The 21,366-nt window shown below is 64.6% G+C and carries 17 protein-coding genes; 12 read left to right on the forward strand and 5 right to left on the reverse strand.

Annotation, left to right across the window (positions count from 1 at the left end):
- Positions 1-234: 234 nt before the first annotated feature.
- The 12 genes from QMX97_RS05830 to QMX97_RS05885 all read left to right on the forward strand — a co-directional run bounded on the left by QMX97_RS05830 (position 235) and on the right by QMX97_RS05885 (position 15,624).
- A complete protein-coding gene (locus QMX97_RS05830) occupies positions 235-1,674 on the forward strand; it encodes an undecaprenyl-phosphate glucose phosphotransferase (protein WP_282396405.1) in 1,440 nt (479 codons plus the stop codon).
- Positions 1,674-3,134: a mannose-1-phosphate guanylyltransferase/mannose-6-phosphate isomerase gene (locus QMX97_RS05835; protein WP_106804610.1), complete on the forward strand. Its 1,461-nt coding sequence runs from the start codon at positions 1,674-1,676 to the stop codon at positions 3,132-3,134. Before QMX97_RS05830 ends, QMX97_RS05835 begins: the two co-directional genes overlap by 1 nt.
- Position 3,135: 1 nt before the next feature.
- The gene (locus QMX97_RS05840; protein WP_106804611.1) at positions 3,136-4,047 is read left to right on the forward strand and encodes a glycosyltransferase; all 912 of its coding nucleotides are present in this window, start codon (positions 3,136-3,138) and stop codon (positions 4,045-4,047) included.
- A gap of 29 nt (positions 4,048-4,076) precedes the next feature.
- Complete coding sequence (locus tag QMX97_RS05845) at positions 4,077-4,853, forward strand: polysaccharide biosynthesis/export family protein (RefSeq protein ID WP_065907309.1); 777 nt, start codon at positions 4,077-4,079, stop codon at positions 4,851-4,853.
- Between the two features lie 14 nt (positions 4,854-4,867).
- A complete protein-coding gene (locus QMX97_RS05850) occupies positions 4,868-6,859 on the forward strand; it encodes an exopolysaccharide transport family protein (protein WP_282396407.1) in 1,992 nt (663 codons plus the stop codon).
- The gene (locus QMX97_RS05855; protein ID WP_106804613.1) at positions 6,859-8,049 is read left to right on the forward strand and encodes a glycosyltransferase; all 1,191 of its coding nucleotides are present in this window, start codon (positions 6,859-6,861) and stop codon (positions 8,047-8,049) included. Before QMX97_RS05850 ends, QMX97_RS05855 begins: the two co-directional genes overlap by 1 nt.
- Positions 8,039-9,367, forward strand: a complete 1,329-nt coding sequence (locus tag QMX97_RS05860; protein WP_282396410.1) for a cellulase family glycosylhydrolase — start codon at positions 8,039-8,041, stop codon at positions 9,365-9,367. Before QMX97_RS05855 ends, QMX97_RS05860 begins: the two co-directional genes overlap by 11 nt.
- A gap of 8 nt (positions 9,368-9,375) precedes the next feature.
- Positions 9,376-10,593 (forward strand): glycosyltransferase family 4 protein, encoded by a 1,218-nt coding sequence (locus QMX97_RS05865; protein WP_120448046.1) that lies wholly within the window; start codon positions 9,376-9,378, stop codon positions 10,591-10,593.
- Positions 10,584-11,687 (forward strand): glycosyltransferase family 1 protein, encoded by a 1,104-nt coding sequence (locus QMX97_RS05870; protein ID WP_106804616.1) that lies wholly within the window; start codon positions 10,584-10,586, stop codon positions 11,685-11,687. The genes QMX97_RS05865 and QMX97_RS05870 overlap by 10 nt, the downstream gene beginning before the upstream one ends.
- Before the next feature lie 2 nt (positions 11,688-11,689).
- A complete protein-coding gene (locus QMX97_RS05875) occupies positions 11,690-13,117 on the forward strand; it encodes an O-antigen ligase family protein (protein ID WP_065907258.1) in 1,428 nt (475 codons plus the stop codon).
- On the forward strand, positions 13,117-14,526 hold the full coding sequence (murJ, locus tag QMX97_RS05880) for a murein biosynthesis integral membrane protein MurJ (RefSeq protein ID WP_282396411.1): 1,410 nt from the start codon (positions 13,117-13,119) through the stop codon (positions 14,524-14,526). Before QMX97_RS05875 ends, murJ begins: the two co-directional genes overlap by 1 nt.
- Before the next feature lie 75 nt (positions 14,527-14,601).
- Complete coding sequence (locus QMX97_RS05885; RefSeq protein WP_282396412.1) at positions 14,602-15,624, forward strand: acyltransferase family protein; 1,023 nt, start codon at positions 14,602-14,604, stop codon at positions 15,622-15,624.
- 147 nt (positions 15,625-15,771) lie between these two features.
- Here the strand turns inward: QMX97_RS05885 and QMX97_RS05890 are convergent, their stop codons facing one another.
- The 5 genes from QMX97_RS05890 to QMX97_RS05910 all read right to left on the reverse strand — a co-directional run bounded on the left by QMX97_RS05890 (position 15,772) and on the right by QMX97_RS05910 (position 21,358).
- On the reverse strand, positions 15,772-16,353 hold the full coding sequence (locus tag QMX97_RS05890; protein WP_282396413.1) for a DUF4174 domain-containing protein: 582 nt from the start codon (positions 16,351-16,353) through the stop codon (positions 15,772-15,774).
- Positions 16,354-16,484: 131 nt separating this feature from the next.
- Positions 16,485-17,720 carry an FAD-dependent oxidoreductase gene (locus QMX97_RS05895; protein ID WP_282396415.1) on the reverse strand — a complete coding sequence of 412 codons (1,236 nt, stop codon included), beginning with the start codon at positions 17,718-17,720 and terminating at the stop codon, positions 16,485-16,487.
- Positions 17,717-18,340 carry a glutathione S-transferase gene (locus tag QMX97_RS05900; protein ID WP_282396417.1) on the reverse strand — a complete coding sequence of 208 codons (624 nt, stop codon included), beginning with the start codon at positions 18,338-18,340 and terminating at the stop codon, positions 17,717-17,719. Before QMX97_RS05900 ends, QMX97_RS05895 begins: the two co-directional genes overlap by 4 nt.
- A 12-nt stretch (positions 18,341-18,352) precedes the next feature.
- The gene (locus tag QMX97_RS05905; protein ID WP_065907274.1) at positions 18,353-18,931 is read right to left on the reverse strand and encodes a GNAT family protein; all 579 of its coding nucleotides are present in this window, start codon (positions 18,929-18,931) and stop codon (positions 18,353-18,355) included.
- A gap of 69 nt (positions 18,932-19,000) precedes the next feature.
- The gene (locus QMX97_RS05910; RefSeq protein WP_282396418.1) at positions 19,001-21,358 is read right to left on the reverse strand and encodes a DNA polymerase II; all 2,358 of its coding nucleotides are present in this window, start codon (positions 21,356-21,358) and stop codon (positions 19,001-19,003) included.
- Positions 21,359-21,366: the final 8 nt, after the last annotated feature.

Consider the following 21,366-nt stretch of genomic DNA (forward strand, 5'->3'; position numbering starts at 1 on the left):
CACGCCACCTCCGCACCATCGTCAATTCGTTGACTAATCACGAAAAGGGAACACTCCTTTAGTCACTATCGCCGCAAAATCCCTTCAAATGGATAGCTTCACTGATATGTGCATTTGGATTGGTAGTTGCGTATTACCCAGAGTAGCCGTAGTTCGAAGTGCCCTCTAACGCCATCGCGGCTTTATTGAAGCGACAACGAACAACAGCAACTGGAGTGCAATGAGGGATGTTTTATGCGAGAAAAGTCGTCCGTCGACAGCCTGTTTTTAACGCGCGCCGGTTTTGTTGAGTTCTTTGTCGTTTTCGTCAAATTGATCCATGGCCTCACGGCCATTCTGCCGCCGCTGGTCCTGGTGCTTTTCCTGGACCCGTTGGCCCCTGAGTTGCGCCCGCATTTCATCGGCCTGCTGGTATTTTTCGCAGTGCTGACCATCATTCTGTTCCAGGCCCTGGGCATCTATTCCGAGGAGCTGTTCAGCAACCGCCTGCGTCTCAAAGCCAAGATAAAGGCCTGGACCGCAGCGTTTTGCATCCTGCTGTTCATGTACCAGATCCTGCAGTTTTTCCCGCAGTTGAGCCCGCGCAACCTGGCCGTATGGTACGTCGCCAGCCTGGGCCTGCTGTGCCTCGAACGCCTGGTCATGCTGCGCCTGTACCGCCGGCTGATGAGCGCCGGCAAGTACCTGCAACGCACGGTGATTCTGGGCTTTACCGACACGGCCGTGCACGTTGCCGACCACCTGCAGCGCAACGGTGATATCCGTTCCGGCCTGATCGGTTTTATCGACGACCGCACCGAGCGGATCCCCAAGGAGCTGAGCAACCTGCCCTTGCTCGGCAACACTCGCGACCTGGAAAAACTGATCCGCGCCGAGCAGGTCAACCAGGTCATGATCTGCCTGCCGTGGGCCGCCGAGCAACGCATCCACGGGCTGGTCAACCGCCTGCGGCAGATGTCGGTGAATGTGATGCTGGTGCCCGACATGGCCGCCCTGCGCTACGGCCACAGCCGCATCACCGACGTGGGCGGGATCCTGATGTTCAACACCTCGCAATTGCCCTTGCGCGGCTGGTCGCCGGTGATCAAGCGCTGTGAGGATTTCCTCCTGGCGAGCCTGGCCCTGGTGGCGTTGTCACCGGTGATGCTGGTGACCGCGATTGCGATCAAACTCGACTCCAAGGGGCCGGTGCTGTTTCGCCAGAACCGCTATGGCTATAACGACAACGAAATCCGCGTGTTCAAGTTCCGCTCGATGTTCACCGACCAGAGCGACTTCACTGCCGAGCGCCAGACCACCCGCCAGGACCCGCGCATCACCCGCGTGGGTCGCATCATCCGCAAGACCAGCATCGACGAGTTGCCGCAGCTGTTCAACGTGCTGCTGGGCAACATGTCCATGGTCGGCCCGCGCCCGCACGCCACCGCCACCAAGGCCGCGGGCATTCCCTTCGAAGTGGCGGTGAGCGAGTACAGCTCGCGGCACCGGGTCAAGCCCGGCATCACCGGCTGGGCGCAAATCAATGGTTACCGGGGTGAGACCGACACCCTGTTCAAAATCCAGAAACGTGTCGAGTACGACCTGGAGTACATCTCCAAGTGGTCGGTGTGGTTTGACTTGTACATCGTCTTCATGACGGTCCCGGCCGTCCTTTCCACCAAGGAAGTCTATTGATGAATACCCTCAACGGATTAATTCCCTGCATCATTTCCGGTGGTTCGGGCACGCGGCTGTGGCCGGTGTCCCGGCAGAACATGCCCAAGCCGTTCATGCGCATGCGCGATGGCCAGAGCCTGCTGCAAAAGACCTTCCAGCGCGCCGCCAAGCTGCCCGGCGTGGAAAGCGTGTTGACGGTGACCAACCGCGACCTGCTGTTTCGCACCCTGGATGACTACCGCCTGGTCAACAAGGCGCACCTGCCGCTGGATTTGCTGCTGGAGCCGTTCGGCCGCAACACGGCCGCGGCGATTGCCGTGGCGGCGCTGCATGTGCAGGAACATTTCGGCGGCGATGCGCAATTGCTGGTGATGCCTGCCGACCACTTGATCCTCAATGAAGTCGCGTTCGCCGCGGCGGTGACCCAGGCCCGCGACCTGGCCGAGGCCGGCTATCTGGTGACCTTCGGCATCCAGCCCGACCACCCGGAAACCGGCTTCGGCTATATCGAACAAGGTGAGCCGCTGAGCACCGGCAACCGGGTCAAACGCTTCGTCGAGAAGCCCGACCTGGCCACTGCCCAGGCCTACCTCGACGGCGGCAAGCACCTGTGGAACGCCGGCATGTTCTGCTTCAAGGCCAGCACCCTGGTGGAGGAACTGGCCACCCATGCCCCCGACGTGCTGGAGGCCGCGCGCGCCGCGCTGGAACACAGCCAGAGCCTGCAGAACAAAACCTCGCGCCAGCGTGAGCTGGACGCCGATGCGTTTGGCAGCGCGCCGGATATTTCCATCGACGTGGCCCTGATGGAAAAGTCCCAGCAAGTCGCCGTGGTGCCCTGCGATATCGGCTGGAGCGACATCGGTTCCTGGGAAGCGCTGCGCCAGCTCACGCCCAGCGATGCGCACGGCAACCAGGTCAACGGCGAAGCGATCCTGCATGACGTGCACAACTGCTACATCGACTCGCCCAAGCGCGTATTAGGCGCGGTGGGCGTGCGTGACCTGATCATCGTCGACACCCCGGATGCGCTGCTGATCGCCGACGCCAACCGCAGCCAGGACGTGCGCTACATCGTCGCCGAACTCAAGCGCCAGAACCACCCGGCGTACAGCCTGCACCGTACCGTCACGCGGCCGTGGGGCACCTACACCGTGCTCGAAGAAAGCAGCCGCTTCAAGATCAAGCGCATCGTGGTCAAGCCCCAGGCCTCGCTGTCATTGCAGATGCACCACCACCGCAGCGAACACTGGGTGGTGGTCAGCGGCGCGGCGCAGATCACCAACGGCGAGCGTGAATTCCTGATCAACGCCAACGAGTCCACATACATCCCTGCCGGGCACAAACACCGGCTGACCAACCCCGGCATCATCGACCTGGTGATGATCGAGGTGCAGAGCGGCGAGTATTTGGGCGAAGACGACATCGTGCGCTTCGACGACATCTACGGGCGCGCCCCTCTCGAGGCGAAGAAATGACATGCGCACTTCGCTGATCATCCCGACCCGAAACGCCTCCAGCCACCTGGCGCGCTTGCTGCCGGCGCTGAAGATGCAAACCCTGCAACCGGACGAGATGCTGGTAGTCGACAGCGCCTCCAGCGATGACACCGTGGCGCGTTTTCGCGAGTTCGGTGCGCGGGTCGAGGTGATCGACGCGCGTGATTTCAACCACGGCGGCACGCGCCGCTGGGCCAGCGAACAGGTGGGTGGCGACGCGCTGATCGTCATGACCCAGGACGCCATCCCCGCGACCCCGCAGACCTTCGCCAACCTGCTGGAGGAATTGCAGCAGGACCCGCTCAACGGCGTGGCTTATGGTCGCCAGCTGCCGCACCCCGATGCCGGGGTGCTGGGCGCGCAGTCGCGGCACTTCAACTACCCGGAGCAGAGCCGCAGCAAAAGCCTGGCCGATGCGCCCGTGCTGGGGATCAAGACCTGCTTCAGCTCCGACTCGTTTTCGGTGTACCGGCGCAGCGTGCTGCAGGCGGTCGGCGGCTTTCCCGCCGACGTGATCGGCAGCGAAGACGCCTACGTTGCGGCGCGCATGCTGCTCGAAGGCTACAAGGTGCGCTACGCCGCCACGGCGCTGGTGCATCACTCCCACGATTACAAACTCATGGATGAGTTTCATCGCTACTTCGACATTGGCGTGTTCTACGGTCGCGAACCGTGGATCAGACAGGCCTTTGGCGACGCCGGCGGTGAAGGCAAACGCTATGTGCTGGCCGAACTCGCGGCCTTGCGCAAAGCCGGTGCCTTGCACCGCGTACCCGAAGTGCTGGTGCGCAGCGCGTTCAAGTTGCTCGGCTACCGCCTGGGCCATCTTGAGCGCCGCCTGCCGCTGGCCCTCAAGCGGCGCATCAGCATGTTTCCCGGTTATTGGAGGTGAGCAGCATGACCCACAGGAAGTCCCGCTTGATCAAACCCGCCGTGCTCGCCTTGGCCATGCTGGCCCTGTCGGCCTGCAATACACCGGCACGCATCGTCCCGCCCGACGACCAGACTGTCGAGGACGGCAAGCGCGCCCTCGACCAACTCGCCCAACTGCCGCCGGCGGTGGAACGCATCCGCATCGGCGACCAGTTGCGTATCGTCCGCGATGCCGGCGAGATGCCGACGCTGTCGGCGTTCAACGTCAGCACCATCTACGAGCTGACGCTGTACACGGTGCAGAACGACGGCAAGATCAACTACCCCTTCCTGGGGCCAATCCAGGTGGCGCATCGCACCCCCGCCGAGGTCGCCGCCGACCTGACCAAGAGCCTCGCGCCGGTGTACCGCGAGCCACGCGTGACGGTGAACATCAACCAGGCACCGGGCAACTCGGTGATTGTCGGTGGCGCGGTGAACAACCCGACGGCGGTCCAGATCGCCACGGCCAACACACTCGAGCAGGCAATCGTCGGCGCCGGCGGGGTCAACCCCTCGGGCAACGCGAGCATGGTCGCCTTGCTGCGTGAAGATGCCCAAGGCGCCTACCACGCCTACTTTCTGGATTTCAGCCAGTACCTCAAGACCGGCCCCAACGGGCGCAAACAAGTGCCGCTGCAACGCGGTGACGTGGTGTTCGTGCCCAAATCCAACGTGGGCGAGCGCATCCAGGGCGTGGATACCTACCTGAACCAACTGATCCCGTTCACCAAATCCATTGGGGTTGGCTACAACTACACCAGAACCAGCGGCGGCAATAACTAAAGGAGCGACATCCCATGATCGAGATCCGTTCTTTTCGTGATCTTCTGCGCCTGTTTTTCATCTTCCGCCACGAGTTCAAGCTGGCGGCCATCGCAGCGCTGGTGATTATCCTGCTCGGCGCTTTCCTGCTGCCGGCCAAGTACGAGTCCACCGCACGCCTGCTGGTCAAACCGGGGCGTGATTCGACCCTGCCGATCGAGATCAGCAACCGCCAGGCGCTGGTGATGCCCAGCACCCAGCGCGACCCGATCGTCGATGAGGAGCGCCTGCTCACCGGGCGCCCGATCGTGCGTGCGGTGGCCGAGCACTACCTGGAAGTGATCAACAATGCGCCGCCGCCCGAAGGCTTTTTCAAAAGCGCCAAGCATTACCTCAAGGAAGGCGTGGGCGCAGTCTTCGATGGCCTGCGCGTGGTCCTGGAAACCCTCGGCGTGGTGGAAAAAACCACCCCTGTGGAACGCCTTGCCGCCGGCCTGGAAAAGAGCTTTGAGGTGAGCCACGCCGCCGGCTCAACGGTGATGGACATCAGCTTTACCTGGGGCGACCCGGAAATTGCCCAGGCGGTGGTCAAGGACTGGGTCGAGACCTACATCAACGAACGCACCCAGGCCCTGGGGCGCAAGAGCCTCTATGCCTTCTACGAAGGCCAGGTGAATACCAGCGCCACCGAGATCAAGAGCTACAAGGAGCAGATCCTCAAGCACCTGAACGAGATCGGCGCGGCGAGCATCACCGACCGCCTGGAAGACTTGTCCGAGCGCATCAACGTGCTGCGCGGCGAGACCTTCAATACCACCCGCCTGATCGCCTCGTCCGACAGCGCCATCGAGAGCACGCGCAACCAGCTCAAGGGGCAGCCCAAGGAAGTCACCACGGTGCGCCAGATCGCACTGAACCCGCAGCAGCAGGACTTGCGTCGCCTGCTCAACCAGAAGCTGCTGGAACGCGCCGACATGATGCGCACCTACACCGACAACGCGCCGCCGGTCAAAGCGCTGGATGCGTCGATCCGAGCGATGCAGGCCCAGGTCGCCAACGAGAGCAACACCGTGCAGGCCTCGGAGAACCGTGCGCCGAACACCCTGGAAATCCACCTGCAGCGGGTGCTGCTGGATGAATCGAGCAACAACCTGGCCCTGCGCACCCAACTGGTTCAACAGCAGAAGCAACTGGTCAACCTCGAAGACCAGCGCAAGCAGGCCCTGGAGATCGAACCGGAGCTGGCGCGCCTGTCCCGTGAGCTCAGCGCCACCGAGCGCAACTACGCGCTGTACGTGGACAACCTGGAAAAATCGCGCATCGACCGCGAGCTGGACAACAGCCAGATCAGCAACATCGCGGTGATCGAAGAGGCCACCCTGAACCCGGGTCGGATCTTCCCGAAAACCCTGTTGATGCTGGTGTTGGCGATCCCGTTTGCAATCGTCGTCGGCCTGCTGGTGATCTACCTCTGCTACCTGCTCGACCAGCGCATTCACGACGGTGGCCTGGTGGAACGCAAGTTCGGCTTGCCGCTGTGGACCACCCTGCCGGAGCTGGACACCACCACCGCGCAAAGCGCCAACGCCTTCAACGCAAGTATCTACCGGCTGTACAGCCTGTTGCAGCCCGACCGCATTGCCGAACGCGGCCTGACCCTGGGGCTGACGTCGGCGCGGCATGGCGAAGGCGTGACCTTTGTGGTGGAACAACTGCGCCTGTTGTTGCGCGAGAACGGCATCAATGTACGGGTCGGCGGGCTTGAAGCCGCCGCACCGGGCGAAGTGGTGCTGCTCGACGCCTCGGCCTTGCTCGACAACCGCGAAGCCTTTATCACCTTGCGCCGCGCCGACCTGATCGGCCTGGTGGTGGAAGCACGCAAAAGTACCGTGCCGGTGGTCGAGCATGCGCTGTCGATCCTCAATACCGCGTTTGGCAAGGTCGACGGCATCATCATCAACCGTCGCAAGTTCGAAGTGCCGAGCAAAGTGCTGCAGACCATCGCCAAGTACCGGGGAGCGTTCTGATGCGTATCGCCCTGCTTGCACCCTTGCCGCCGGAAAAAAACGGCATCGCCGACTACGCGAACCACTTTCGCACGGCGCTGGAGCAGCTTGGGGTGACGGTGCTGACGCCGTTGGCCGGGGTGGCGGGCACTTCCGAGGCGATCAAGCACGCGGTCGCGACGTTCAACTGGCAGACCGTGGACCTGGTCCACGCCGAGCTGGGCGGCGGGCGCCTGGGTGAGTTCCTGGCCCTGCGCGAGTTGCGCAAGGCCTACTCGCACTTGCCGCTGACCGCCACCGTGCACGACCCGGAGCGCATTGTGTGGCGCCGCGAGCGCCTGCCGTTTCCGCTGAACCTGCTGGAGCGTTTGCCCAGCCCCTTGCCGCAGGCGGCCGTGGTACTGGCCGACCCATTGACCCTGCGTGAGGAACGCCAGGTCGCCAAGGGCCTAACCCGCCTGGTGACGCTGACTCGCCTGGGCGCCGATTGCCTGCGCCTGCGCATGCAACTGCCGCCCGGCAAGGTGGCCGTGATCAACCACGCCAACCTCGCCGTGCCACCGGCACCGCTGCCCGCGCTCGACACCCTGCGCCTGCTGTATTTCGGGTTCATCTACCGCGGCAAAGGCATCGAAGACCTGGTGCAGGCGCTGGCCGATGTCTTCGCACAGGCCCCTGAACTGCGCGGCCATGTGCGCCTGACGCTGGCCGGCGGCACGGCGGCGGAAATGGCCTTTGGCGCCGGCGGCAACTACCTGGAGCAACTCAACAGCCAGATCGCCGCACTCGGCCTGACCGACGCCATCGACTGGCGGCTGAACCTGCCGGCCGACGAAATTGCCCAGACCATCCAGGCCCATCATGTGATGGTGCTGCCCTACCGCGAATCGAAAAAACTCGGCCTGCTCGGGCGCCAGCGCGGCACCAGTGGCGCGCTGTCCTGGGCCGCCGCCTGCGGGCGCGGAGCAATCACCTCCGACGCACGCGCGTTTGCCGAGGAAGTTGCCAGTGGCAATGGCGCCATCTACCCCGAAGGCGATGTGGCGGCGCTGGCCGAACAATTGCTGCGCCTGGCGCGCACGCCGGCGCTGGCCAGGGACTGGGCCGAACGCGCCGGCGAGATCGGCCGTGAACGCCTGTGGCCGCTGACCGCGCAGAAGTTCACCGAAGTGTTTGCCGAAGCCATCGCAGGAGCCCGCCATGGCGCGTAGACAAACGTTCCTTGCCAGCCTTGCGGTGGTCGCCGTGCTGGGCCTGACCGCCGTTTTGTGGGGGCGCCAGGCGGATGCCGAAAACCATGTGCTCAAGGGCAACAAGACCGTGGTGTGGAAGGACTTTTTGGGCGTGAACGCACAGTTCCTGTGGTTCAGCCCCCAGCGATACCAGATGCAGATCGACCGTCTCAAGGACTTGGGCCTGGAGTGGGTGCGCCTGGACCTGCATTGGGATCAGTTGGAGCCGGCGCAGAACCAGTATCAGGTGGCCACCCTCGATCAACTGGTCGGCAAGCTGCAAGACAATCAACTCAAGTCGGTGTTCTACCTGGTGGGTTCGGCGCCCTTCGCCACCACCGCGCCGGCCGGTGCGCCCTATCAGGACCAGTACCCGCCCAAAGACCCGAACGTGTTCGCCAACCGCATGGCGCTGCTGGCCCAGCGTTACCCCAGCGTCAACGCCTGGCAGGTGTGGAACGAACCGAACCTGCTGGGCTTCTGGCGCCCGGTGGCAGACCCGGCCGGCTACGCCACGCTGCTCACCGCCAGCGCCGCCGCACTGCGCGCAGTCGCCCCGAACACCCCGGTGGTGGCGGCCGGCATGGCGTTCTTCAGCGAAATGCCCAACGGCCAGACCATGTTCGACGCCCTTGCCGCGCTGGGCGTGGCCAGCCTGAACACCGTCGTGTCCTATCACCCCTACACCCAATTGCCCGAAGGCAACGATCCGGCCAACCTCGACTTTATCGCCAAGACCACCCAGCTCAACCAGGCCCTGCGCAACGGCGGCGTGCAAACCTTGTGGAGCACCGAGTGGGGCTGGTCGACCTACCCCGGCCCCAAGGACGCCCAGGACATCATCACCCAGCAGGGCCAGGCCGATTACGTGGTGCGGCGCCTGGCGCTGATGAGCGCGCTGGATTACGACCGCATCTTCCTGTTCACCTTGAGCGACCTCGACCAGCGCGCCAGCGTGCGCGACCAGTTCTACGGGCTGCTGGACATCGACGCCAACCCCAAGCCGGTCTACACCGCGCTGAAGTATTTCCTCGACGTCAGCGGGCCGTCGCTCACCCCGGGTGACCCGCCGGTCGCCGACGCCTTGCCCGACGGCCTGTTCAGCATTGGCTGGACGCGTGCCGATGGGCGCAAGGTGTGGTTCTTCTGGTCTGCCGAAGGCGGTAACGCGCACTTGCCCAACCTGGCCAGCGCCACCCTGTACGACCCGTTGCGCGGTACGCAAACCCCGGTAAGCGGCACCAACGGCCTGACCGTACCGGTCAAGCCGAACCTGCAAATCCTGTTATGGGACTGAGGCCTGCCATGCGCATTTTATGGATCCTGCCCTACTCGCCCTGGCCCGCCACCAGCGGCGGCAAGACGCGTCAGTTCCATCTGCTGCGCAGCCTCGCCGCGCGGGGGCACCGGATCACCTTGCTGCTGCATGACAAGCACCCGGTGTCGCTCGCCGACCGCCAGGTGCTGGAGGCGTTTCTCGAGCAACTGATCGTCCTGCCGCGCCGCCCGCTGCGCAGCGCCACGACCCTGTTGGCCGGGCTGTTTGCGCCCTACCCGCTGCTCGCCAGTGTGAATGGCCTGTCGGGCGCCTTGCAGGACACCTTCAACAGGTTGCTGGATGAGCACTGGGATGTGGTGCAGATCGAGCACACCTACACTTTCCAACCTTACGAAGATGCGCTGGCACGCAAATCCCAACCGTTCGTGCTGACCGAGCACAACGTCGAATCGGCCCTCGGCGCCGCCACCTACGACCGTCTGCCGCGTTGGGCGCTGCCGTTCATTCGCTACGATCAATGGCGCTATGCACGTTGGGAGCGCCGGGTCATGCGCCAGGCCACACAGGTAATCGCAGTGACCGACAGCGATGCCCAGGTGCTGGAAAAAATCGCCGGCAAGCCGGTGCCGGTGGTGGTCAATGGCGTGGACTGCGACCACTTCGCCGCCGCCCGGCCCGACCCGTCGACACGCCGCGTGCTGTTCCTTGGCAACTACGAATACGCGCCGAACGTGGACGCCATCGAGTGGGCCCTGGATGACATCCTGCCCAAGGTCTGGGAGCGCTGCCCGCAGGCGCGCATGAGCGTCTGCGGCTTCGGCATGCCGGCCAGTTGGCGTGAACGCTGGCAGGACCCGCGGATCGAATGGCAAGGCTTCGTGCCCAACCTGCTGGCGCTGCAATCGAGCTGTTCGGTGTTCCTCGCACCGTTGCGCCATGGCGGCGGCTCCAAGCTCAAGGTGCTGGAAGCCCTGGCCGCCGGCCTGCCGCTGGCGAGTACCGCACAGGGCGTGTCGGGGCTGGACCTGGTGGAAGGCCTGGACTACCTCGGCGGGCAAACCGCTACCGCGTTGGCGGACGCGGTGGTGCGCCTGTTGCAGTTCCCCGATGCCGCCGAACCGATGGGTGAAGCCGGCCGCGCCTATGTACGCCGCGCCCATGACTGGAGCGTTGCCGCCAGTCAGTTGGAGCAGGTGTACGCGAGCCTTTTACCGCTCACGCACAAGGAGCCCGCATGCGTGTAGGCCTGGATTACCGCACCGTCGGCACGTCGCCGCAATCGGGCATCAGCCGCCAGGTGTATGCGCTGGAAAGCGCCCTGCGCACCTTCCCAGGCATCGAGCTTGAGCGCTTTACCGTGGCGCCGCTGGGCGACGAAACCCGCTTGAAGGCCCATTGCCCGGCCTGGGGCTGTGCCAAGACTGCCATGCACCAACCGCAGAATCGCCTGCGTTTCGAGGCTGGTTTTTTGCCACGCGCCTTGCGTGAGCAGCACATCGACCTGTACATCAGCACCTTCAATATGGGCCTGCCGTTGCCGCCCAAGCCCAAGGGCCTGCGCAGCGTGGTGCTGTTGCATGACCTGTTCCAGATCACCTTGGACAACTACCACGCCAACCGCCTCAAGGCGCTGATCTACAAGACCAGCGATCGCCTGTCGATTGCCTACGCGGTGCACAGCGCCGACCGCGTGTGGACGCCGTCGCAGTACAGCGCCGATGAAACCGCGCGGCTGTTTCCCAAGGCTGCGGGCAAGATTCGCGTGCTGCCCAATCAGGTCGACGCCTTTGCCGAGCTGGCGGCGGACCTGTCGGCGCGCCAACTGCCGGAGCGCTACTGGTTGCTGGTGGGCACGCGCGAGCTGCGCAAGAACGTGCCGTTTCTGGTCGATGCCTGGCAGCAGGCGCGACGCCAGGCCCCTGGCGTGCCGGAGTTGGTGCTGGTGGGCAGCCTGGAACACCTGCCCGAGTCCCAGCGCACACTGCCGGGGATTCGTGCACTGAGCGGCGTGTCGGATGCCGAGTTGCATGCGCTGTACCGGCAGGCGTCGCGCCTGTGGCAACCTTCTTACGCCGAGGGCTTTGGCCTGCCGGTGATCGAAGCCCTGAGCGTTGGCACGGCAGTGGCCGTGGCCAGCGGCACCTCGCTGGATGAAATCACCCCGCCGTCGGCGCCACGTTTTTCGCCTACCGACGGCCCGGCGCTGGTGCAGTTGATGGTCAGCCTGGCGCAGCAGCCTATTGAAGAATCCGCCGCGCAACGGCGCCAATGGGCGGAGCGTTTCAACCATCACGCCTACCGTCGACGCCTGGCCGAACTGATCGAGGAACTGAAGTGAGAGTGAACCTGGCAAGCCTCGTCGCGGTGCTCTTCGGCCTGCTGTTCGGCGCCCTCGCCCTGCTGCTTTCACCGGCCAAGGCCTTCCTCGCCGTGGTCGGCCTGGCGGGCGCGGTGACGATCCTGCGCTTTCCGTTCTGGGGCCTGTTGCTGTTTGCCCTGGTGGCGACGTTCATGCCGTTTTCGACGATCAACCTCGGTATCCGCAGTACCGTCAGCGAAGCGATCCTGGCGCTGACCTGGGGCGCCATCCTGTGGCACAGTTTTCTCGCGCGCCTGCCCGACACACCAGGCCTGGCGCGGCGCCCCACCGACCAGATGCTGTTGTGGCTGATGCTGTTCAGCGTGTTCCCGTTCATTGTCGGCCAGGTCACCATCCATGCCGACACCAGCGGCGTGGCCAACTGGCTGCGCTGGTTGCTGAACCTGTCCGGGGTGTTTATCGCGGCCAAACTGCTGGTGGACCACAAGCACCGGGAAGCGCTGGTGATCGCCCTGCTGCTGGGTACCCTGGCGATGCTGGTGCTGTCGATCGCGGTGTTTGTGCGCACCCGCTCCGGCGCCGGGATTGCGCCGATCCTGGCGCTGTTCAACTACGCCAACTTCGACATGCTCAAATTCGGCCTGGAGGCGATGTCCTCGCGCATGGGCTCGCCGTGGACGCACCCGAATGCCATCGGCGGGATCATGGCGCTGCTGCTGCCGTTGGCGTTCTGTTTCGGCATGACCGAACAAGGCTGGAAACGCGCTCTCGGCCTGGGCGTGGCGTGCCTGGGGGCGGCCGCCTTGCTGTTGGCGAGCAGCCGCGGCGCGATGGTCAGCCTGGCGTTGGTGCTGATGTGGATGGCCACGCGGCGCGTGCCGTACACCGGGCGGCTGTTGATGATCGGCGCGGCGCTGACCGTGGCGCTGGTGATTGCCTACCCGCCGTTGCAGGAGCGCCTGGCAACGATTTTCTCTTCGGACAACGCCAGTACCGAAGTGCGTTTCGACGAATACCGCATGTTCCCGCAGGCGGTGGCGGCCTACCCGTTCGGCATCGGCTTCAAGGTCGACCCGCCGGTGCCGGGCACGCATTTCCTGGGGATTTCCAACCTGTGGCTGAACTACATCTACAAGATCGGCATCGTCGGCATGCTGTTCTTCGTGGCGGTGACCGTGCGCTGGTGGCGTGAGGCCCGTCCGGAAAAAGGCCCGATTCGCCTGACCAAGGACAACGCCCTGTGGCTGGGCACCACCGGTGGGATTCTGTCGGCGCTGGTCAGCGGTTTGTTTGACCACTACTTCAGCTTCGCAGTGGTGATGGTGGCGCTGTTCTGGTTGATGGTCGGCATCAATGTGCTGGAGGCGCGGCGCCTGTTTCCGGCGCGCCTGCCGCAGGTCAAGACGGTGGTGTTTCGCAAGCCGCTGCTTGATGGCGCGCGTCCCTGATGCTGGGCTCGGCCGTTTGGCTGACCCTGGCGACCCTGCTGGGCCTGTGCCTGGGGTTTGCGCGTGAATGGTTGCTGGTGGCGGCGTGGGGCGCGGGTGAGCGCAGCGATGCGTTTCTGATCGCGCTGTTTTTACCGGAAGCGCTGCGCATGTCCCTGGCGGGTGGCGTGCTGAGTGCCGCCGCGCTGCCGCTGTACCTGCAGCGCAAGGACGGTGAGCGCCTGGATTGGCTGGCCGTGTTGTTCCCGGCGTTGATGCTGATCGCGCTGGTCACCAGCCTGCTGCTGACGCTGCTCGCGCCATGGCTGGTGCAGCTGCTCGGCCCCGGCTTGGCGGCCAGCGCCACCGCCCTCGCCGCGAGCAATTTGCAGATCGTCGCCTGGTGCGTGCCGGGGTTGATGCTGCATGCGCTGTTCAGCATTCCGTTGCAGGCGGGCGAGCGTTTTGTGCTGGCGGGGCTGGGCTCGTTGCTGTTCAACCTGCCGCCCGTGACCTACCTCGCCCTCGCCGGCACCGCGACTCAACCGCACTCGCTGGCCCTGGCCTGCCTGGCGGGCAGCTTGCTGATGCCGCTGGCGTTGTTGCCGTCGGTGTGGCGCCAAGGCTGGCGGCCGTGGCGTTGGCAGCTGACCTTCGCGCCGCTGCGGGAGCTGGGCCAGCGCATCGGCCCGCTGTTGCTGAGCAACGGCGCCAGCCAGGGCCTGGCCCTGATCGAGCGCCTGGTGGCGTCGCTGTTGGGCGAAGGCGCGGTGACCTGGGTCAACCTGGCCCGCAAACTGATGAACCTGCCGCTGATTGCGCTGATGAGCCTCAATCAGGTGCTGCTGGGCATGATGAGCCGGCGCCAGGGCGATGAGCGCCTGGCCCTGCTCAAGCGCGGCCTGGAAACCGCCAGCGTGCTGACCCTGCCCGCCGGCGTCGGCCTGGTGGCGGCAGCGCCGAGCCTGGTGGCGCTGCTGCTGCCCAAGCAATCGGTGGATTCGCCATTGCCGCTGCTGCTGGCCTGGTTCGCCGTACCGTTGGTATTCGGCGCCTGGAACGCCTTGCTCGCCCGCTACGCCTATGCCGCCGGCGACACGCGCCAGCCGTTGCGCTGCGAGTTGCTCGGGAGCCTGGTCAACGTGTTGCTGCTGGGTGCCCTGCCCTTTGTGTTTGGCCTGGCCGGAATCCCGCTGGCCGCGCTGGCCGGGGTGATCTGCACCGCGTTGCTGCTGATGCAGCGCCAGGCATTGCTCGACGCCCTGCCCTGGGTGCGCCAATGGCTGCTCAGTGCACTGGTGATGGGGTTGGCGGCGCTGGCGCTGTTTCGTATTGAAGGCGTGTGGCTGCAACTGGGGTTGAGCACCTTGGCCGGCATCCTGGTGTTGCTGGGGATGGGACTATGGCTCAAGCCGTGGCGCAAGGCATGACGGCGTGCCAGTTCCTGCCAGGGGCTGTGCGGTTCACAGAGGGAGGATGAACAGGTGAAACATCGTTGGATTCAAATGGATATCGCCAAAGGCATCGGCATCCTGGTGATCGTGTATGCCCACAGTTGGTTTGTCGCCACGTCCCCGGACCTGATGTACCCGATCCTGGCGTCGTTCGTGCTGCCGTTGTTCTTCTTTCTGTCCGGGGTGCTGTTCAAGCCGGAGCAGCCCTTCGGGGAGATGGCCGTGCGCAAGGCGGATGGCCTGCTCAAGCCGTTTTTCTTCACCATGCTGATGTATGTGATCGTGCGCGATGTGCTGCGTGGCCAACCGCTGCTACCGGACATCGGTGGCGTGCTGTATGCCTCGGTAGACACCATCCCGTGGCAAGCAATGTGGTTCCTGCCGCATTTCTGGGTGGCGATCCTGTTCAGTTGGGCGGTGTTGCGCCTGATCCAGCGCCTGCCGCTGGCGGTGAGTTGCGCGCTGACCCTGGTGCCGCTGCTGGTGGGCATCTGGATGCTGCCGTTTTTCTGGCAACTGCCGGTGACCGTGGGCGGGCAAACCTGGGTGCTGCCCGGCCTGCCCTTCAGCCTGGATATCACCCTGATCAGCAGCGCCTGTTTCATCTACGGCTACCTGCTGCGCAATTGGCTGCGCACCCATGCGGGGTCGCTGCTGACCTTGTTGGTGTCGGTGGTGTTGTTCGCCGCCGTGTTCCTCTATCGGGGCGACACCATGGACCTGGCGCAGCGCCGCTACGACCACTGGCTGTGGACCAGCCTGCTGGCGGTGATTGGCGTGTACGTGTGCTGGGCGCTGGCGCGGGTGCTGATGGTGTCGGCGCTGATCACGCGGGTGATGACCTATATCGGCCAGTCGACCCTGATCCTGTTGATCTTCCATGGGGAGATCCAGCACAAGACGTTTGACCTGATGGAGCGCCTGGGCCTGCCGCCATTTGTCGCGGCCTGCATCGGTTTTGTGGTGGGGGTTGGAGTACCGTTGTTGATCGGGGAAGTGATCAAGCGCGTGGCGTTCTTGCGGTTTTTCTACTTTCCGTTTCCGCAGCGTAAAGTTTCTGAACCGCGCACCTGAAGCCTGTGTGGCAAGAAAGCTTGCTCCGGCTGAGGTACGCAGCGCCGCCAAAACGCTTGCGGCTGCTGCGCCGTCGAGCGGGAGCAAGCTCCCTCCCTACCTAAGCGCTTCGATCAGCGCTGGGTCAGCCAGCGCCTTGGGCGCAGGTCAATCATCCAGTTGCTGTTGCGGCGCGGCATGCTTGGCCGGCTTACCCGCCTTGGCGCCTGGCTTCGCGGCCGGGGCGGCAGCGGGTTCAGGCTCGGCCGGGGCGGCCATTTCTTTCTCGGCCATCGGCATCTGGTCGATCGCGCTGAAGAATTCCTTCAGGTCGAGGGTATCCGGTGGCACGGTCTTCTCGACTTTCTTCTCGCCATCCTTGCCAACCAGGATCACCTTGGTGCCGCTGCCGGCGCCCAGCTTGAGGGCACGGATCAGCGCATTGGTTTCAGGCGGCGTGAGTTTCTTGTTGTCCTTGGGGTCCTTGGCGAACTTCTCGCCCTCGGCCCCAATGCTGCCGAACTTCACGGTGTAGAACACCATGCTGCGCTCTTCAAAGGCTTGCTTGGTGGCCGGCTCTTCCAGCTGTTTCTTCAGGTCCGTCAGCGCGGCGTTGCCGGAGTCCAACTCCACCACCACCAGCGGCCGGTACTTGCCCAAGTCCTGCTTGAGCGGGTTGATATCATCAGCAGCCAACAGCGGCCCCGTAAAAGCCATCAAGGTAGCCAGGGTCAGCGACCGGATGAGCATGCGCACCTCCTTTGAATTCCATGCAGGGTTCTTGAGTTTCATGTCTGCGACAGTCAAATTCAAGGATGATTCCTACACCACTTTAAGAAAGCGTAGGCCAGGACGCCCGCTACGCAAGGGTTTGGATAGGTTCAGGAGTCATTGTTTCTTCTGATTGCGGAAGCCCAGGCGCTGAGTTTTTCGCAGGCCGCCAGCGCGATCTGCTCATCGGTCTTGCCTGGATAGTGGCGGTCCACGGCGTCTGCGGCGATCAGCCCGGCAATCAGCGGCGTGCCCACCGCATCGGTCAAATCCAGCCACTCGCCCCAATTGGCGGGCGCGTCGTACCAGCGCAGGTAGCCGTCCTCGGACGCCGGCCACCAACGCCGATCGAACTGCAGCACGACTTTTTCCAGCCGGCCCATGGTGAACAGCTCCAGGGCGTGGCGATACGTCGCCGGCAAGTCCGGGGTAAAGCTCAATTGCTTGAGCACCGGTATCGGCACCGTGCAGATGCAGGCATCGGCATCCCGATCATCCACGCGCACACCGTGCTTGTCCCAACTGATGTGCTGCACAGGGTGGTTGAGGTGGATATCCAGGCCGCTGGCAGCGTCTGCCAGCAGTTGCCCGTAACCGTACGGCAAAAACTGGTCGCCATGGCCGACGCCCTCCTCGTCAAGCGTCTGGGTCGACAGCTGGTCCAGGGGCAAACCGGCTTCGAGGATCAAGTTCGCGTCGATGGCATAGCGTGCCGCGCGGCGCTCGCTGGCGGTCAAGGTGGCCAGGTAGCGGTCGACGCCCGGCGCCAACGGTTGCTGACGGTCGATGGCCTGTTTGAGTCGGGCATAGGCGCGGTTGATGTCCGGCAACGGGCCGTCCCACGCGGCGGCCAATGGCTGCGAGAAGTCCGTCGGGCGCCGCTCCAGGCCCAACTGCTCGGCACGCCGCGCCAGCGGGTTGATCGCATACTGCTGCAACCAGGCGGCGCCCACATCCACCATTTGCCCACCGAGGGCTACGCTGTGCACTCGCCCGCCGATGCGGTTACGCGCCTCGAGTACGCGCACCGCCACGCCCTGCGCCTGCAAGGCGCGGGCAGCGCCGAGGCCGGCAAAACCGGCACCGATGACAATCACCGTTCGAGCCGAGGTCGCGATCACCGCATTGGCGGCGCGCAGCCCGCTGTCCCAGGCGCTGTGGGTCATGGCCGAGTGATCGTGGTTGAAGGCTTCGCCAGCAAGAAACAGACGATTATCAATCGGCGTTGACAACAGGCGCCGCAGGCTCGGCTCGCCACCTGGCAACAACGCGCTGTAGGCGCCCTGGCTGAAGGGGTCATCGCACCAGCGCGTGACGTGCCAGGCGACAGGCCGCGGCGCGGTCATTGCGCGGGCCAATGCCGCGCGAATACGGGGGCCACGACGGGATCGGCATCCACTTGTGCAAGGCTCTGGGCAAAACCCGGCGCCAGGGCGGCCAGCGCTTCGCGCGCCGCGTCCCAGCGCGACACCGCCGCCGCCATGATGCCCAGCGCATTCGGCTCGCCGCCGGGCGCAAACAACTGGTCGGCAAACTGATCGGCAAACACCACCCAGGCCTGGTGCAGATAGCGCCGCGTGCCGGTGATCAACTGGTTCTGCACCACGGGTTCGGCCTCGCCCAGCCAGCGTTGCGGGTAGTCGATGATGCCAATGGCCGAATAACAGTTGGCGGCGATGTACACCAGGCCGCGCAGGATCTGCCCACGGTTGCCCACCAGCAGGTTGGCGTCGGGGTATTCCAGGCCCAGGTGGATCAGGATCGCCGCACTCTCCGTCAACACCTGGCCATCAGGGGTGACCAGCGTGGGGATCTGCTTGAGCGGGTTGATACGGGCCAGGGCGTCGGTGCCCGGGCCTTCCTGCCAGGAACTGGCATCCACGCGGTGCCACTCGACCTCGCAACGCGCCAGGGCGATTTCGATCATGCAGGAGCCGGACTCGTCGGTACCGTAGAGCGTGTACATGGGCCTTTCCTCCTATCGCAGCAGCTTCGCCTGCAGGTTGGCTTTCACCTGCGGCCATTCCGAATCGATGATGCTGAAACGCACCGAGTTGCGCTTGCGCCCGTCGGGCATGATGCGTTCATGGCGCACGATGCCTTCCTGCACGGCGCCCAGGCGCAGGATCGCAGCACGGGATTTTTCGTTGAGTTCATCCGTGGTGAACTGCACCCGCACGCAGTCCAGCACCTCGAAAGCGTAGGTCAGCAGCAGGAGCTTGGCTTCGGTGTTGATCGCGCTTTTTTGCGTCGACAGCGCCAGCCAGGTGTGGCCGATCTCCAGCTTGCGATTGACCCGGTCGACCTTCCAGAACCGCGTGCTGCCGACCACCTGGCCGGTGTCGCGGCGCACGATGGTGAACGGGATCACGCTGCCCGCAGCACGCCCGGCCAGCGCGGTATCAATGTATTGGTCGACGGTGCCGGGGCCCGGCACGTTGGTGACCTTGAGGTTCCACAGCTCGCCATCGGCGGCGGCGTCGAGCAAGGCGGCCTTGTGTTCGGGTTGCAGGGGCTGGAGTTCGACTGTAGTGCCGGTCAAGGTAATGTGAGTCATGGGAGCTGCGCCGTCGGGTGGTCGTCAGTGACCAAGAGTGCAGGCTCGCGCAGTGCCTCGGCAAGTGTTTTAGAACAGGCCCATTTGCCCGCCGACCAGGGTGCCGAAATCGTCATTCACGAACGGCAGGATCGCATCGGCTACCGGCTGCAATTGCCGGGTGACGTAGTGGTCGTAGTCAATCGGCGCCTGGCGCACCTCCAGCGGTTCGGGGCCGTTGACGCTGATCACGTAGCTGATCCAGCCGCCGCGCTGGTACTGGCGCGGACGCCCGAGGCGGTCGTTGTATTCATCGGCCAGGCGCGCGGCACGCACATGCGGCGGCACGTTGCGCTCGTAGTCATCCAACTGGCGGCGCAGGCGCTTGCGGTAGATCAGCAGCTCATCGAATTCGCCGCTGAGGGTACGGCGTACGTAGTCGCGAATGTAGTCCTGATGGGGCTGGCGATGGAAAATGCGCTGGTACAACTCCTGCTGGAACTGCCGGGCCAGGGGCGACCAGTCGCTGCGCACGGTCTCCAGGCCTTTGTAGACCATCTCTTCGCTGCCGTCGCTGCGCACCACCAGGCCGGCGTAGCGTTTCTTGCTGCCCTCCTCCGCGCCGCGAATGGTCGGCATCAGAAACCGGGTGAAGTGGGTTTCGTACTGCAGTTCCAGCGCGCTTTGCAGGCCGTATGCCGTGCGCAGGTGCTCACGCCACCAGGCGTTGACGTGCTGCACCAGCGCGTGGCCGATGCGGCTGGCGTCCTCTTGGGTATGCGCACCGCCGAGCCAGACGAAGGTGGAGTCGGTGTCGCCGTAGATCACTTCATAGCCCTGCGCTTCGACCAGCTCGCGGGTCTGGCGCATGATCTGGTGGCCGCGCATCGTGATGGACGACGCCAGCCGCGTATCGAAAAACCGGCAACCACTGGAGCCGAGCACGCCGTAAAAGGCGTTCATGATGATCTTCAGCGCTTGGGACAGCGGCGCGTTATGTTCGCGCTTGGCCTCTTCGCGGCCTTCGGACACCCGCGCAACGATGGCCGGCAGGCAATGGCGGGTACGCGAGAAACGCGCACCACGAAAGCCTTCCACAGAGGTGCTGTCGTCGGGGTGCTTGAGGCCTTCGATCAGGCCCACCGGGTCGATCAGGAAACTGCGGATGATCGACGGGTAGAGGCTTTTGTAGTCGAGCACCAGCACCGATTCGTAGAGGCCGGGGCGCGAGTCCATGACAAAGCCGCCGGGGCTGGCCTCGGGCGGCTTGTCGCCGAGGTTCGGCGCAACGAAGCCCTGGCGGTGCATCAGCGGCATGTACAGGTGGGTGAACGCGGCGACGGAGCCGCCGTTGCGGTCGGCCGGCAACCCGGTGACGCTGGCGCGTTCGAGGAGGAACGTGAGCAGCTCGGTCTTGGCGAAAATCCGCGTGACCAGTTCACAGTCCTTGAGGTTGTAGCGCGCCAGGGCGGGCTTGTCCTCGGCGAACATGCGGTTGATTTCGTCCATGCGCTGGTACGGCGTGGAGATGTCCTTGCCCTCGCCCACCAGGGTCTGCGCGACGTTTTCCAGGCTGAAGGATTCGAAGCTCCAGGTGGCCGAGCGCAGGGCCTCGATGCCGTCGATGATCAGCCGCCCGGCCGCGGCGGCGAAGTAGTGGTTACGGCTGCCATGCTCGCGCCAGGCCATCGGTTCGCCGCCGCGCCCGAGCAACAGCGGCACGCCCAGGCGCTGGGCATGTTCGTGGAGCACGCGCAGGTCGAACTGCACCACGTTCCAGCCGATGATTGCATCGGGGTCATGGAGGGCGAGCCATTGGTTGAGGCGCTCGAGCAGTTGGGCGCGGGTGTCGCAGTAGTCGAGCTTGAAGTCCACCGCGTCGGTTTTATTCGGCGGGCCGAGCATGTACACCTGGCGCTCGCCGCAGCCTTCGAGGGCGATGGAATAGAGATCGCCCTGGGCGGTGGTCTCGATGTCCAGCGACACCAGCTTCAGCGGCGGGCGGTAATCAGGCGCGGGTTTCATCTGCGCGTCAAGCAGCGTGCCGTCGGCATCGGCGACGCCGCCGAACCACACCGGGGCGGTGATGAAGCGCTCCATCATGTAGCGCTCGGGCGGGCGCACGTCGCCCTCGTAGACATCCACCCCGGCGGCACGCAGGCGTTTTTCCAGGTCCATCGCCTGGCGGTGCTGGCGCGTGTACAGGCCCAGCACCGGGCGATGGTGGAAGTCGCACAACTGCAGCGGGCGCAACTCGATATCGCGCTCGCCCTTGAGCAGCCAATCCAGCGGCTTGCGATGGGCCTCGGGGATAAACATCACCGAGGTCTGCACGGGTAGGCGGATACACCGTGGCCCGTGGTCGGTGGCCAGCCAGAAACTGACCTCCGTGCCCGCCGGGGTATCGCGCCAATGCCGGGTCAGGACAAAACCCTGCTGTAAATCCACCGTACCGC

Origin of the sequence: Pseudomonas sp. PS01298, from assembly GCF_029959745.1 — a bacterium.
GTDB classification, from domain to species: domain Bacteria; phylum Pseudomonadota; class Gammaproteobacteria; order Pseudomonadales; family Pseudomonadaceae; genus Aquipseudomonas; species Aquipseudomonas aylmerensis.